This is a genomic window from Streptomyces sp. MBT65 (genome assembly GCF_016612545.1).
GTDB lineage: Bacteria > Actinomycetota > Actinomycetes > Streptomycetales > Streptomycetaceae > Streptomyces.
On sequence record NZ_JAENRY010000001.1, the window covers coordinates 35,402 to 48,469 of the forward strand.

Consider the following 13,068-nt stretch of genomic DNA (forward strand, 5'->3'; position numbering starts at 1 on the left):
GCCGCCTGTCCGTCACATCGCCCACATGTCCAAGTCGAGCCGCGACCTGGACATGGCGGCCGGGGACGGAGCCATCAGTACGACCGGCACCGCCGCCGGGGCCCACCCCTGGCATCCGTGGGCCTCCGGAGGAATCATGGATCGACTGCTCCTCATGCACAGCTTCGTCACCGTCGCACAGGCCGGCAGCTTCAGCGGCGCCGCGAAGAAGCTGGGCTCGTCGGGCTCGCTGGTGTCGCGCCACGTCGCCGAGCTGGAGCGACAGGTGGGCGTCCGCCTGGTCAACCGCACCGCCCGCTCGGTCAGCCTCACCGAACCGGGCCTGAAGTACGCCGAGTTCGCGGCCCGCATCCTCGACGAGATCGAGGCCGAGGACGCCGTCATCTCCCACCTCCACGACCGCGCCGAGGGCACCCTGAGCATCATCTGCCCCAAGTGGATCGGCAGCCTGGACCTCGGAGACGCGATCGCCGCCTTCTCCGCCGCCCACCCCAAGATCCACGTCCGCTTCGAGCTCGGCGGCATGTCGGACCGTACGTACGACTTCCTCGACAGCGGCTTCGACGTCGCCTTCCACACCCGCGACCTGCGCGACTCCAGCGTGCGCCTCAAGAAGATCGCCTCGCTGCCCTTCGTGCTGTGCGCCTCCGAGACGTACCTGGAGCGCGGCGGCCCGCTCACCGAACCCAACGGCCTGGCCCACCACGACTGCCTGGTCCACGTCAACGACCCGGTCTGGCGCATCGGCCACGGCCACGCCAGCACCCTGCACAAGATCCGCAACATCGCCTTCTCGTCCAACTCGTACATCGCCCTCCAGAAGGCCGCCGTCCACGGCCGCGGCATAGCCCTGCTGCCACAACGCCCGGCCTACGACGACCTGATGAGCGGCGCCCTCCAGGTCCTGCTCCCCGAACTCGCGGTCCCCGACCGCCCCCTGTTCGCGATCTACGGCCCCGGCCAGGCCACCCCGCGCAAGGTCAGCGTCTTCCTGGACTTCCTCGCGGAATGGTTCTCACAGAACCCCATTCCCGCCATCCGTGCGTAGCCGCAAGAAACGATTGCGAATTCAGACGAGCCCGAACCATTGAGGCCTTCACGCCCCGAAATCTAGGCTCGCCGGGCGACCCGCGAAACGAGGCATCCATGGGAATCCAGAGAATCGAATCCGTCACCTACGGCATCGACGACGTAGACGAATGTGTCCGTTTCTTCGGCGACTTCGGCCTGTTCCTGCTGGAGCGCACCGAGGAGCACGCGGTCTTCGAGACACTCACCGGGCAGACCCTCCACCTGGACACCGCGCCCGGCCCGCTGCTGCCGCCGCCGGTGGAGGCCGGACCGACGATCCGCGAGGTGGTCTGGGGCGTCGACACCCCGGAGGAACTGGCCCGGCTGGTCGCCGCCGCGGGCCGCGACCGCAAGATCCACGAGAGCGCCGACGGCGTCCACCGCACCGTGGACGAGAGCGGCTTCGGCGTCGGACTCACCCTGGCCCGGCCGAAGGACGCGGACGTCACCCCCCGACCCGCCAACGCGCTGGGCAGCGTCGACCGCTGGAACACCGCGCTGGAACCGCTCACCCGCGCCTTCCCCCTGCGCATGTGCCACGTCGCGCTGAACATCGTCAAGGAAGGACGCGAGGACGCCGTCGCGTTCTACACCGAGCGGCTCGGCTTCCGGCCCACCGACATCGTCGAACCGATGGGCGTGTTCATGCAGGCACCGGGCGACGACGACCAGCACACCATGCTGCTGTGCCACCGCCCCGACCGCGCGGGCGTCAACCACATCGCCTACGAGGTCCCCGGCTTCGACGACGTCATCGAGGGCGGCAACTACATGATCGAGCGCGGCTGGCGGGAGGCCCGCAAGCTCGGCCGCCACACCGTCGGCTCGAACGTCTTCCGCTTCCTGCACGCCCCGTGCGGCGGCCGCGTCGAGTACGCGGCGGACATGGACCGGGTCGACGACACCTACGGGACCCGCGTCCACGAGACCACCCCACCGCACCACATCTGGGCGCTGCGCTCCAACCGCGACCAGCAGGACGCCCCCGCCACCTGACTCTCCTCCCAGCCTGAGAGGGCACCCACTCATGACCTCCGACCACGGCTACCCCGCCGTCCGCATGTACATCGCGGGCGAGTGGTGCCAGGGCGGCACCGGACGGACCGCCCCGATCGTGAACCCGGCCACCGAGAAGGTGATCGGCGAAGTCCCCCTCGCCACCACCGCCGACCTCGACCGCGCCCTCGACGCGGCCACCGAGGGCTTCCGTACTTGGCGCGCCACCCCTATGGCCAAGCGCTCCGCGATCCTGCACACCGCCGCCGACCTCATCACCGAACGCGCCCCCGAGATCGGCCGCATCATGGCCCAGGAGCAGGGCAAGCCGCTCCGCGAGGGCACCACCGAGGCCCTGCGCACCGCCGACACCCTGCGCTGGCACATCGAGGACGCCCGCCGCGCCTACGGCCGGATCATCCCGTCCGCACCCGGCACCGTCCTCACCGTCCGCCGCGAACCCGTGGGCCCCGTCGCCGCGTTCGTGCCGTGGAACTTCCCCGTCGGCGGCCCCAACCGCAAGCTCTCCTCCGCCCTCTCCGCAGGCTGCTCGATCGTCATCAAGGCGTCCGAAGAGACTCCCGCCACGGCCGCCGCCCTGGTCGCCTGCTACGCCGACGCCGGACTCCCGGCCGGTGTCCTCAACCTCGTCTTCGGTGAACCGGCCGAAGTCTCCGCCCACTTGATCCCCTCACCGCAGATCCGCCTGGTCGCCTTCACCGGCTCCGTCCCGGTCGGCAAGCTCCTCGCGGCCCAGGCCGGCGAGGTCATGAAGCCCACCCTGATGGAACTCGGCGGCCACGCCCCGGTCATCGTCTGCGCCGACGCCGACCCGGTGAGGTCCGCCCGCAAGGCGGCACAGGCGAAGTTCTTCAACGCCGGCCAGGTCTGCACCTCCCCGAGCCGCTTCTACGTCCACGAGAGCATCGCCGACGCATTCACCGCCGAGTTCGTGAAGGCCGCCCAGGAGGTCACCGTAGGAGACGGCCTCGACGCCGACACCACCATGGGCCCGCTCGCCAACGAGCGCCGACTGCTCGCCATGGAGAACCTGGTTTCCGACGCCGTGGAACGAGGTGCTCAGGTACTCACCGGCGGTCAACGCCTCGCGCGCGACGGCTACTTCTACGCCCCGACCGTGCTGACCGACGTACCACCGGACGCGAGGCTGCTGCACGAGGAGCCCTTCGGACCGCTCGCGCCGATCGTCCCGTTCACCGACCTGGACGAGACCCTCGCGCTCGCCAACTCCCTTCCCTACGGCCTCGCCGCCTACGGCTTCACCGAGTCCGCCGCCACCGCCGAGAAACTCTCGGACGCGCTGGAGGCCGGCATCCTCTCCATCAACCACTGCGGCGGCTCCGTCGCCGAGGCCCCTTCCGGAGGAGTCAAGGACAGCGGCTACGGCAGGGAGGGCGGCCCCGAGGCCCTCGACGCCTACCTGATCACCAAGCGCGTCTCCCACCTGCTGGCGGGCTGAACCGCCATGAGGTACACGCGCGTCGCGGTCGGCGGCCGGGCCGTCTGGGGCCGGGTGGGGGAGGAGGACATCGAGCTGCTGTCCGAGTCCCCGATCGAGGGCGACCCCACTGCCATCGGCTCGGTGCCGGTCGCCTCCGCCCAGTGGCTGCCCGTCGTCGTCCCGCCCGTGTTCTACGCGGTCGGCATGAACTACCCGCGGCACATCGCGCACGCGGGTGCCGAGACCCCGGACCGACCCGAAGTCGGGTACCGCGCCAACAACGCGCTCACCGGCCACCGTTCACCCATCGTCAAGCCGGCCGAGGTCGAGGGCCGCTTCGAGGCCGAGCCCGAACTCGTCGCCGTCATCGGCCGCACCCTGCGCCACGCCACCTACGACGAGGCCCGCAAGTCGGTCTTCGGCTGGACGATCGGCAACGACGTGAGCGCCCGCACCTGGCAGCACCAGGACCGCTCCTTCTGGCGCAGCAAGAACAGCGACACGTTCAAGCCGATGGGGCCGTGGATGGAGACCGACGTCGACGCCCTGGCGCAGACCACAACTCTCCGTGTGAACGGGGAGGTTCGCGCCTCGTTCGCCACCGGAGACATGGTCTTCGACCCCTTCGATCACATCGTCGAACTCACCAAGCACATCACCATGCACCCGGGGGACGTGCTGTGGATGGGCGCCGAGTCCACCTGCCAACTCGAACCCGGGGACACCGTGGACATCGAGATCAGCGGCATCGGCGTCCTGTCCAACCCCGTACACAGCGAAGGGAATCCGTCATGAGCAGCGCACCCCGCTACATCCACCACGTCAACTTCCCCACCACCGACCCCGACCGGACCGCCGAGTGGTACACGAAGGTCTTCGGGATGAAGCGGATCATGCCCAAGTCCAACACCCGTGTGGTGCTGATGACCCGGGGCAACTTCGACCTGCACTTCACCCCGGTCGAGGAGATGGAGCGCATGGCGCCCTATCACTTCGCCGTCGAGGTCGACGACTGGGACGACTTCCTCGCCCACCTGGGCGACTTGGGCATCCGGCACACCCGGCCCATCGAACGCCCCGAGAACCAGTCGAAGTTCTGCTACATCCACGACCCCGACCACACCATGATCGAGCTCGTCTTCCACGGCCGCCGCCCCAACTAACGACCCGCGTACAGGAGTTGACCCCCATGCCCATCGCCGACTCCGACGGCACCTCCATCTACTACGAGCGCCACGGCAGCGGTCCGGCGATCCTGTTCGTGCACGGCAGCGGCGGTCACCACGCCGCCTGGTGGCAGCAAGTGGCCGCGTTGCGCGAGGAGTTCACGGTCGTCACCGTGGACCTGCGCGGCTTCGGCAAGTCCGACACACCCGCCTCTCCGCACTCGTCGAAGCCCGAGTTCGACGGGCAGGACTTCCCCGGTGACGTCGTCGCCGTACTCGACCAAGAGGACCTGACCGACGCCATGTTGGTCGGGCAGTCGATCGGTTCCGTCGCCGCCCTGCGCGCCGGGCTGCTGCGGCCCGAGCGGGTCGGCTCCGTCGTGCTCGGCCACTCGCTGGGTGGCATCAGCCACCCCGAGCTGAAGGAGCTCGCCGCCGCCGACCGCGCCGAGGCCGTCAAACTCCCCGTCATCGACCGCCTGTTGACGAAGCGGTTCCAGCAGGAGCGCGCCGACCTCACCTTCCTCTTCCAGCAGATGGGCACCTTCAACGTGGCCAAGATGCAGGACCTGCGGAACCTCGACACCGACGGCCCGTCACTGGACGACATCCAGGCGTCGGGCGTCAAGGTCGCCTTCCTCGCGGGCGAGAAGGACGCGGTGCTCAGCGTGAAGACGGTGACGCGCGCCCACGAACTGCTGCCCGGCTCGCACCTGGAGATCGTCCCGGACGCCCCGCACTCCATGTACTGGGAGACGCCCGCCGAGTACAACGCGGCCGTCGCCCGCCTGCGCCGCACCCTCACCGCACCGAAGGAAGCAGCATGAGCAGCCTCACCCTGGACGCCGCCGAGGAGATCATCGACGCCGCCCACAAACGCGCCCAGTCGATCGGGAAGGCGGTGAGTGTCGCCGTGGTGGACGCGGGCGGTTTCCCCATCGCCATCCGCCGGCCGGACGGCGCCCGCCCGCTCACCCCGGACATCGCCCGCGCCAAGGCGTACACGGCGGCCATCATGCAGCGGCCCGGCAGGATGCTGAAGAAATGGCAGGAGAGCCAGCCGGTCTTCTTCTCCCAACTGTCCCAACTCCCGGGCGCCGCCATGCCGATCATGGCCACCGAGGGCAGCCTCACCATCAAGAAGGACGGCGAGATCATCGGCGGCCTCGGCATCGCCGGCGGCACCGCCGACGAGGACCAGCAGATCGCCGAGGAGGTACTCGCCTCCCTCGGCTACGAACTGGAGTTCGCCGCCTGGGGAGTTGCGGGCAACCCGGCCCCGACCTCGGCGCCGGACTCCCCGTCCTCGCCCGGAAAGGACGCATGACCCATGGCGGACACGTTCAACTACCGCATCGACCACCACGGCAGCCTCGTCCGCCCGACCGAACTGACCACAGCCCGCGCCACCGGCGACCCCGAGGCGCTGAAGGAGGCGGAACTCCAGGCGGTCAAGGACGCGGTCGTCCTCCAGCGCAAGCTGCGTTCCACCGTCGTCACCGACGGCGACTTCCCCCGGGAGGACTTCCGCAGCGCGGTCCTTGACGGGGTGTCAGGTTTCCGTCGCACGGACGAATCCGACGCCGACGGCCTGGTGCGCTGGGTCGCGGAGTCCCTCCCGAAGGCCAACGGCCCGCTGCTCGCGGACTGGGTGGCCCGTCTCGCCGAACTCACGGTGATCGCCCCCAAGGCCGTGCTGCCCTCACCCGCCTACCTCGCGGCGACCACCTTCCAGCCCGGCCACGGCCCTTCCTCCGCACGGGAGTTGGGGGAGGCGCTCGCGGAGATCGTCGTAGCGGAGATCGAGGCACTGGTCGCCCAGGGCGTACGCCTGATCCAGCTCAACAACCCACTCCTGCTGGGCCAGTTGGCCACCGACCCGGCTGCCCCCGGCGCGCTCTCCTTCGAGGACGCACTCGCCGTCGACGCCCTCGCGGTACGCCTGGACGAGCGCCCCGAAGGCGTACGCATCGCGGTGGCCCCCGGCCCGGTCGCCCCCGCCACCCTCGACCGGTCCCGCGCCGAGAAGCTCTACGGCGCGATCGGCGCCGACCGCTGGATCCTGCCCTTCGACCAGGGCACCCCGACCGAACTCGCCCTGGTCAAGGCCCTGCCGGACGAACGCGACTTCTGCCTGGGTGTCGTCGACGCGACCGTGCCCGGGCTGGAGGACATCGACACGGTGATGGCCAGGATCGACACGGTGGGCGAGTTCAAGGACCTGGAGGACGGGGCCGTAGCACCGTCCCGGGGTTTCGCCGACGTGGCGAGCCGGCCGTTGCTGAGCGCCGAGCAGCAGCGGCGGAAGATCGAGCTGGTGGAGACGGTGGCCCGGTACGTGTGGGGCAACGAGTTCTGACCGGAACGGACGAGCCGGGAAGCGCCGAGACGCGCTTCCCGGCGGGATCGGTCAGAGCACCTCGGCGAACGTCACCCTGCGGTCGGTCAGCAGCGGCCAGACGGTCCGCACGATCAGCTCGTCGAAGTGGGCGGCAGCCTTGTGCGCGTCGAAACCCGCCCGGTCGGCGTACTGCTCGTACAGCACGAAACTCCCCGGCACATCCGCCTCGGCGTGCACCTCGTACGCCAGGTTCCCCGGCTCGGCACGGGTCTGCTCCCGCGCCTTCAGCAACGCGGCGCGAACCGTGGCCTCGTCGGCGGGCTCGCAGAAGTAGCGGGCGATGACTGCGTAGGCCATGTCGTGTCTCTCCTGGGTGGATCTGGCGGCGGATCGTCGGTTCCCGGCGGCCTGGCAGAAGCCGTCCGGCCTGCCGATTCCAGCACGGATCAACCCTCCGCCGACCTGCGCGCGGCGCAAGCAATGCCTGCCCTCGCAGGGCTGGTGGCACCGCCCCCACATGGTGTGTTGTCGCATTCGGCCCACTGCGGCCGCCGACTGTGCAGACCGCGGACCCGCACCGCGGCGGACGAAGGAAGTGATCTTCATGCGAAGCCTGGAAACCCTCTCCGGTGGAGAGTGGGTGGCGACCGGCGAGTGGATCGAGGTGTACGACCCCGCCGACGTCCGCACCCCCCTCGCGCGCATCCCCGCCCTCGCCGCCAAGGACGTCACCCGTGCCTACGACCACGCCGAGCGCGGCTTCGCCGTCTGGAAGCGCACCAGCCCCTTCGAGCGGGCCCGGATCTTCACCGACGCGGCCCGGCTGATTCGCGAGCGGGTCGACGAGATCGCCGCCGACGTCACCGCAGAGAACGGCAAGACCGGCGCCGAGGCCCGCGGCGAGACCCTCAAGGCCGCCGACTTCCTCGACTACTACGCGGGCCTGGCCCGCCAGGGCTACGGCACCCTCCTGCACGACGCCCGTCCCGACACCCGCGTGCACACCCAGCGCGAACCGATCGGCGTGATCCTCGTGATCAGCCCCTGGAACGACCCGCTGATCACCCCGGCCCGCAAGCTCGCCCCGCTGCTCGCCACCGGCAACGCGGCCGTGTTCAAGCCGGCCACCGAGACACCGTTGTCGGGCCTGCACTTCGCCCGCGCCCTGCACGACGCCGGCCTGCCCGCCGGTGTGCTCAACGTGGTCACGGGCCGTACCGCCGAGATCGAGGAGGCGCTCCTCGACGACCCGCGCATCGTCGGCATCACCTTCACCGGCTCCAACGAGGTCGGCAACCGCATCCGCCGCCGCCTCGCCGACCGCAACGTCCGCTTCCAGGGCGAACTCGGCGGCAAGAACGCCTCCGTCGTGCTCAAGGACGCCGACCTGCCGTTCGCCGCGAAGACCGTCGTGGCGGCCTCCTTCGGGCAGGCCGGACAGCGCTGCACCGCCACCAGTCGGGTCGTCGTGGAACGGCCGGTGTACGACGAGTTCACCCGCCTCCTGGTCGCCGAGGTCGAGGCGCTGAAGGTCGGCCCGGGCAGCGACCCGGTGACCACCCTGTGCCCGCTCTCCAGCCCCAAGCAGCGCGACAGCGTCCTCGCCCACCTGGCGGGGGCCGTGGACCAGGGCGCCACCGTCCTCACCGGCGGCAGCGCGGACACCGAGGGCTCCCACGCACACGGCTGCTTCGTCCGGCCGACCGTGCTCGCCGACGTCACCGCCGAGACGGCGATCTGGCGCGAGGAGGTCTTCGGACCGGTCCTCGCGGTCCGCGCCGTGGACGACTTCGGGCAGGCGGTGGAGGCCGTCAACGACTCTCCATTCGGCCTGGCCGCCGCCGTGTTCACCCGCGACCTCGCCTCCGCGTACCGCTTCGCGGACGAGGCCGAGTGCGGGCAGATCGCCGTCAACGCCACCACCCCCGGCTGGGACGTGCACCTGCCCTTCGGCGGCTTCCACGAATCCGGCACGGGCTACAAGGAGCAGGGCGACGAGGTCCTGCGCTTCTCCACCCGCGTCAAGACCGTCGCCATCCACTACGGCCCCTGAGCAAGCCGGTGAGACAGAGAGAGGAGGACGCCGATGGCTGACGAGACGATCGGCATCGTCGGCGCCGGCATCGTGGGCCTCGCCACCGCCCGGGAGATCGCCCTGCGCCGCCCCGGCACCCGGGTCGTGGTCCTGGAGAAGGAAGTTGAAGTCGCCGTCCACCAGACCGGCCACAACTCCGGTGTCGTGCACGCCGGTATCTACTACGCGCCGGGCAGCCTCAAGGCCGACCTGTGCGTGCGCGGCGTGGCGATCCTGCGCGAGTACTGCCAGGACCGCGGGCTGCCGTACGACGAGATCGGCAAGCTCGTAGTCGCCGTACGCCAGGACGAGTTGGGCCGGATGGAGAACCTCTACGAGCGGGCCAGGAACAACCACGTGCCCGAACTCCGCAGGATCTCCCAGGCCGAGATCAAGGAGCTGGAACCCCACGCGGGCGGCATCGCGGCCCTGCACTCGCCACGCACCGCGATCACCGACTACCCGGCGATCGCCCGGGAGTTCGCCAAGGACATCGAGGCCTCCGGGGGAGAGGTGCGGCTCGGTTTCCCGGTCACGTCCATCACCACTGTGCCGGGTGGCATCGAGGTCGCATCGGGTCAACAGCGCGTCCTGGTAAGCCGGTTGATCCTCTGCGCGGGCCTCCACTCCGACGCCGTGGCCAAGCTCGCGCAGGACAAGAGGGAACCGAAGATCATCCCGTTCCGGGGTGAGTACATGCTCCTCAAGCCGGAGCGCACCCACCTGGTGCGCGGGCTCATCTACCCGGTGCCGGACCCCCGTTACCCCTTCCTCGGCGTGCACTTCACCCCGCGTGTCGACGGCAGCGTGGAGGTCGGCCCGAACGCCGTCCTGGCCCTGGCCCGGGAGGGCTACAAGCTCGGCCGCGTCTCGGTGAAGGACCTCGCCGGACTCGCCGCGTACCCCGGCTCCTGGAGGATGGCCGCCCAGCACTGGCGGACCGGCATCAAGGAGTACCGCGGCTCGCTGTCCGCGAAGGCCTTCATGAAGGACGCGAAGTCGTACGTCCCCGGTGTCGGCGTCGCCGACGTCGTACGCGGCGGAGCGGGCGTCCGCGCCCAGGCACTGGACCCCGACGGCACGCTCGTGGACGACTTCCGCATCCATCAGGTGGGCCGGATCACCGCCGTGCGCAACGCGCCCTCACCGGCCGCCACGGCGTCCATGGCGATCGCCGAGCACATCGTCGGCGCCGTGTTCGGCACCCCGTCCGCACCCTGAGAATGCCCTGCGTACAGCGGTGTTCCGCGCAACTACTGCTTGCGCTCCCAGCGCTCGGCAGGGCCCCGTCTCCCGCCTAGCGTTCCTTCCGTAAAGACCTTCGCAAAGACCTTCGTGAAGATCCTCGAGAGAAAGAGTTCCGGACATGTTCGTTGTCGACACGCAGATCCACATCTGGAAGGAAGAGACCCCGGACCGCCCCTGGGTCCCGGGCGCGCGGGAGCGCATCCGCCTCAACGGACACCGCGAGGACCCCTTCTCGTACGAGGAGGCCCTGGAGCTGATGGACGAGGCCGGCGTGAACCGGGCCCTGATCCTGCCGCCGTCCTGGGAGGGCGACCGTATCGACTACGCCCTGGAGGCCTGCGAGGCGCACCCCGACCGCTTCGGGATCATGGCGCGCATCCCCCAGAACAAGCCCGAGGAGGGCAAGGCGATGCTGGCGGACTTCGCGCAGAACCCGCATGTGAAGGGCACCCGCCTCACCTTCCACCGGCCGCAGGACCGCAACTGGATGATCGACGGCACCAACGACTGGTACTGGCCGGTCGCCGAGGAACTGCGCATCCCGACGATGGTCCACGCACCCATCTGGAAGCGGGAGTTGGGCGAGATCGCCGCCAAGCACCCCGAGCTGAAGATCATCATCGACCACATGGGCATCATGGCCCGCTGCGTCGACGACGCGATCGGCTACTGGGTCTCGGAGACCGCCGACCTGGCCGCCCACCCCAACATCTATGTGAAGGTCTCGGCGCTCCCCGGCTACTCCACGCAGCCCTTCCCGAACAACAACATCCAGAAGTACGTGCGCGAGATGGTCGACAAGATGGGCCCGCAGCGCTGCTTCTACGGCACCGACATCACCCGGCTGCTCGGGCACGGCATCACCTACACCGACACGATCGAGCAGTTCACCAAGCACTGGGACTTCACGCCCGAGGAGCTTGAATGGATCATGGGCCGCGGTATCTCCGAGGTCCTGAACTGGCCGATCGAGGGCTGAGGAAGCACGAGAGATGACCGACACCACCACATCCCCGGGCGCCGACGGCGGCGACGCTCTCGTCACCGCCTTCAACGCCGTCGGCGCCGACTACATCTTCTGTTCGTCGGGCTCCGAATGGGCCCCCGTCTGGGAGTCCCTGGCCCGCCGCCACCGCGACGGACTGCCCTGCCCGCAGTACCTGGACCTGACCCACGAGACCGTCGCCGTCGGCATGGCCACCGGCTACGGACTCGTCAAGCGCCGGCCGCAGGGCGTGCTCCTGCACGCGGCCCCCGGACTGCTCCAGGGTTCGATGGCCGTGCACGGGGCGCTGCTCGCGGGCGTCCCGATGGTCGTCAGCTCCTCCGAGTCCACGACGTATGGCGACGGCCCCGGCCAGGACCCCGGCGGCCAGTGGTACCGCAACCTGTCCATCGTCGGCGGCCCGCACCAGATCGCGCAGCCCTTCACGAAGTGGTCCAACGAGGCCGCCAGCGTCCACACCCTTCCTACGATGGTGACCCGGGCGGCGGAACTGGCCTGGCGCGCTCCGGCGGGACCGGCGTACCTCAACGTCCCGCTGGAGATCCTCCTGGAGGAGTGGGACGGCCGCGAGGCCAAGCCGATCGTCGCCCCGGGTTCCACGCACAGTTCGCCCGAAGAGGTCGACCCGGTCGCCCAGTTGATCCGCGAGGCCTCCAACCCCGTCATCGTCACCGAGACGGCCGGGCGGGAGGCGGGCGGCTTCGAGGCCCTCGTCGCCTTCGCCGAGGCGTGGAACATCCCCGTAGTCGAGCCCGACTCGGCGGTCTGCGGCAATTTCCCGCGCACCCACCCGCTCCACGCCGGCAGCGACATCGGCCCGTGGATGGACACGGCGGATCTGATCCTTCTGGTCAACTGCCGAGCCCCCTTCTACCCGCCGTCGCGTCGCCCCTCCAAGGCGACGGTCGTCGTCATCGACGAGGTGCCGCAGCGCCCGCACGTCGTCTACCAAGTCCTTTTCGCCGACGCGTACTTGGAAGGCAACGTCGCCAACACCCTGCGCCAGCTGACCAAGCGGGCGAAGGACCTCGACACGGCGGCGGTCGGGGTGCGCCGCGCCGCCCAGGAGCAGCGGCACGCCGACGAGAAGTCCGCCATCGCCGCGGCCGAGGCGAAGGCCTCCCAGGCCGCCGAGGGCATCGACCCGGTGCTCGTCGCCGCGACCCTGCGCAAGCTGCTGGAGGGCCGGGACGGAATCGTCGTCGACGAGACCATCACCCACAGCCGCGTCGTGAAGCGCCATGTCCAAACCGCCGACCCCGACTCGTACTTCTACGTCCAGGGCGGCCTCGGGCAAGGCATCGCGGTCGCCCTCGGCGTCAAACTCGCCGCAAAAGAACGCCCGGTGGTCCTCACCATCGGCGACGGCGCCTTCACCTACAACCCGGTCATCCAGTCGTACGACGCCTCGAACGCCTATGAACTCCCGCTGCTGATCGTGGTGTTCAACAACCGCGTCTACAAGTCGATGAACCTCAACCACCGCAGGTTCTACCCCGAGGGCGCCGCCGCCGACACCGGCGAGTGGCTCGGCACCGATCTGCGCCGGCTGCCCCGACTCGCCGCGTTCGCCGAGCCGTTCGGGATGCACACCGAGACGGTCGACGCACCCGAGGCTCTCGCGCCCGCGCTGGAGCGTGCGCTCAAGGCCGTGACGGAGGGCACCACCGCCGTCGTCGACGTCCTCGTCACCCGCTGAACCAG

Annotated in this window: 13 protein-coding genes; 12 read left to right on the forward strand and 1 reads right to left on the reverse strand. The window is 69.9% G+C overall.

Annotated elements, in window-relative coordinates; genetic code table 11:
• Positions 1–136: 136 nt before the first annotated feature.
• The 8 genes from JHN63_RS00185 to JHN63_RS00220 all read left to right on the forward strand — a co-directional run bounded on the left by JHN63_RS00185 (position 137) and on the right by JHN63_RS00220 (position 7,054).
• A complete protein-coding gene (locus tag JHN63_RS00185) occupies positions 137–1,048 on the forward strand; it encodes a LysR family transcriptional regulator (RefSeq protein WP_200676659.1) in 912 nt (303 codons plus the stop codon).
• A gap of 98 nt (positions 1,049–1,146) precedes the next feature.
• Positions 1,147–2,067 (forward strand): VOC family protein, encoded by a 921-nt coding sequence (locus JHN63_RS00190; RefSeq protein ID WP_200676539.1) that lies wholly within the window; start codon positions 1,147–1,149, stop codon positions 2,065–2,067.
• 31 nt (positions 2,068–2,098) lie between these two features.
• Positions 2,099–3,547: an NAD-dependent succinate-semialdehyde dehydrogenase gene (locus JHN63_RS00195; RefSeq protein ID WP_200676540.1), complete on the forward strand. Its 1,449-nt coding sequence runs from the start codon at positions 2,099–2,101 to the stop codon at positions 3,545–3,547.
• A gap of 6 nt (positions 3,548–3,553) precedes the next feature.
• Positions 3,554–4,324 carry a fumarylacetoacetate hydrolase family protein gene (locus JHN63_RS00200; protein WP_200676541.1) on the forward strand — a complete coding sequence of 257 codons (771 nt, stop codon included), beginning with the start codon at positions 3,554–3,556 and terminating at the stop codon, positions 4,322–4,324.
• On the forward strand, positions 4,321–4,692 hold the full coding sequence (locus JHN63_RS00205; protein ID WP_200676542.1) for a VOC family protein: 372 nt from the start codon (positions 4,321–4,323) through the stop codon (positions 4,690–4,692). Before JHN63_RS00200 ends, JHN63_RS00205 begins: the two co-directional genes overlap by 4 nt.
• A 26-nt stretch (positions 4,693–4,718) precedes the next feature.
• Positions 4,719–5,522 carry an alpha/beta fold hydrolase gene (locus tag JHN63_RS00210; protein WP_200676543.1) on the forward strand — a complete coding sequence of 268 codons (804 nt, stop codon included), beginning with the start codon at positions 4,719–4,721 and terminating at the stop codon, positions 5,520–5,522.
• Positions 5,519–6,022 carry a heme-binding protein gene (locus JHN63_RS00215; RefSeq protein ID WP_200676544.1) on the forward strand — a complete coding sequence of 168 codons (504 nt, stop codon included), beginning with the start codon at positions 5,519–5,521 and terminating at the stop codon, positions 6,020–6,022. The genes JHN63_RS00210 and JHN63_RS00215 overlap by 4 nt, the downstream gene beginning before the upstream one ends.
• Before the next feature lie 3 nt (positions 6,023–6,025).
• Entirely contained in the window at positions 6,026–7,054 is a 1,029-nt protein-coding gene (locus tag JHN63_RS00220) for a methionine synthase II (cobalamin-independent)-like protein (protein WP_200676545.1), read from the forward strand.
• Positions 7,055–7,105: 51 nt separating this feature from the next.
• On the opposite strand, the gene JHN63_RS00225 is transcribed toward JHN63_RS00220, so the two are convergent.
• Positions 7,106–7,393 (reverse strand): putative quinol monooxygenase, encoded by a 288-nt coding sequence (locus JHN63_RS00225; protein ID WP_200676546.1) that lies wholly within the window; start codon positions 7,391–7,393, stop codon positions 7,106–7,108.
• Between the two features lie 247 nt (positions 7,394–7,640).
• Here JHN63_RS00225 and JHN63_RS00230 point away from each other — a divergent pair, with 247 nt between their 5' ends.
• The 4 genes from JHN63_RS00230 (at position 7,641) to JHN63_RS00245 (ending at position 13,063) form a co-directional block, all read left to right on the forward strand.
• A complete protein-coding gene (locus JHN63_RS00230) occupies positions 7,641–9,089 on the forward strand; it encodes an aldehyde dehydrogenase (RefSeq protein WP_200676547.1) in 1,449 nt (482 codons plus the stop codon).
• A gap of 33 nt (positions 9,090–9,122) precedes the next feature.
• Entirely contained in the window at positions 9,123–10,331 is a 1,209-nt protein-coding gene (gene lhgO, locus JHN63_RS00235; RefSeq protein ID WP_200676548.1) for an L-2-hydroxyglutarate oxidase, read from the forward strand.
• 145 nt (positions 10,332–10,476) lie between these two features.
• Positions 10,477–11,337, forward strand: coding sequence for an amidohydrolase (locus tag JHN63_RS00240; RefSeq protein WP_200676549.1), 861 nt, complete (start codon positions 10,477–10,479; stop codon positions 11,335–11,337).
• Positions 11,338–11,350: 13 nt separating this feature from the next.
• Positions 11,351–13,063, forward strand: a complete 1,713-nt coding sequence (locus tag JHN63_RS00245) for a thiamine pyrophosphate-dependent enzyme (RefSeq protein WP_200676550.1) — start codon at positions 11,351–11,353, stop codon at positions 13,061–13,063.
• Positions 13,064–13,068 lie beyond the last annotated feature (5 nt).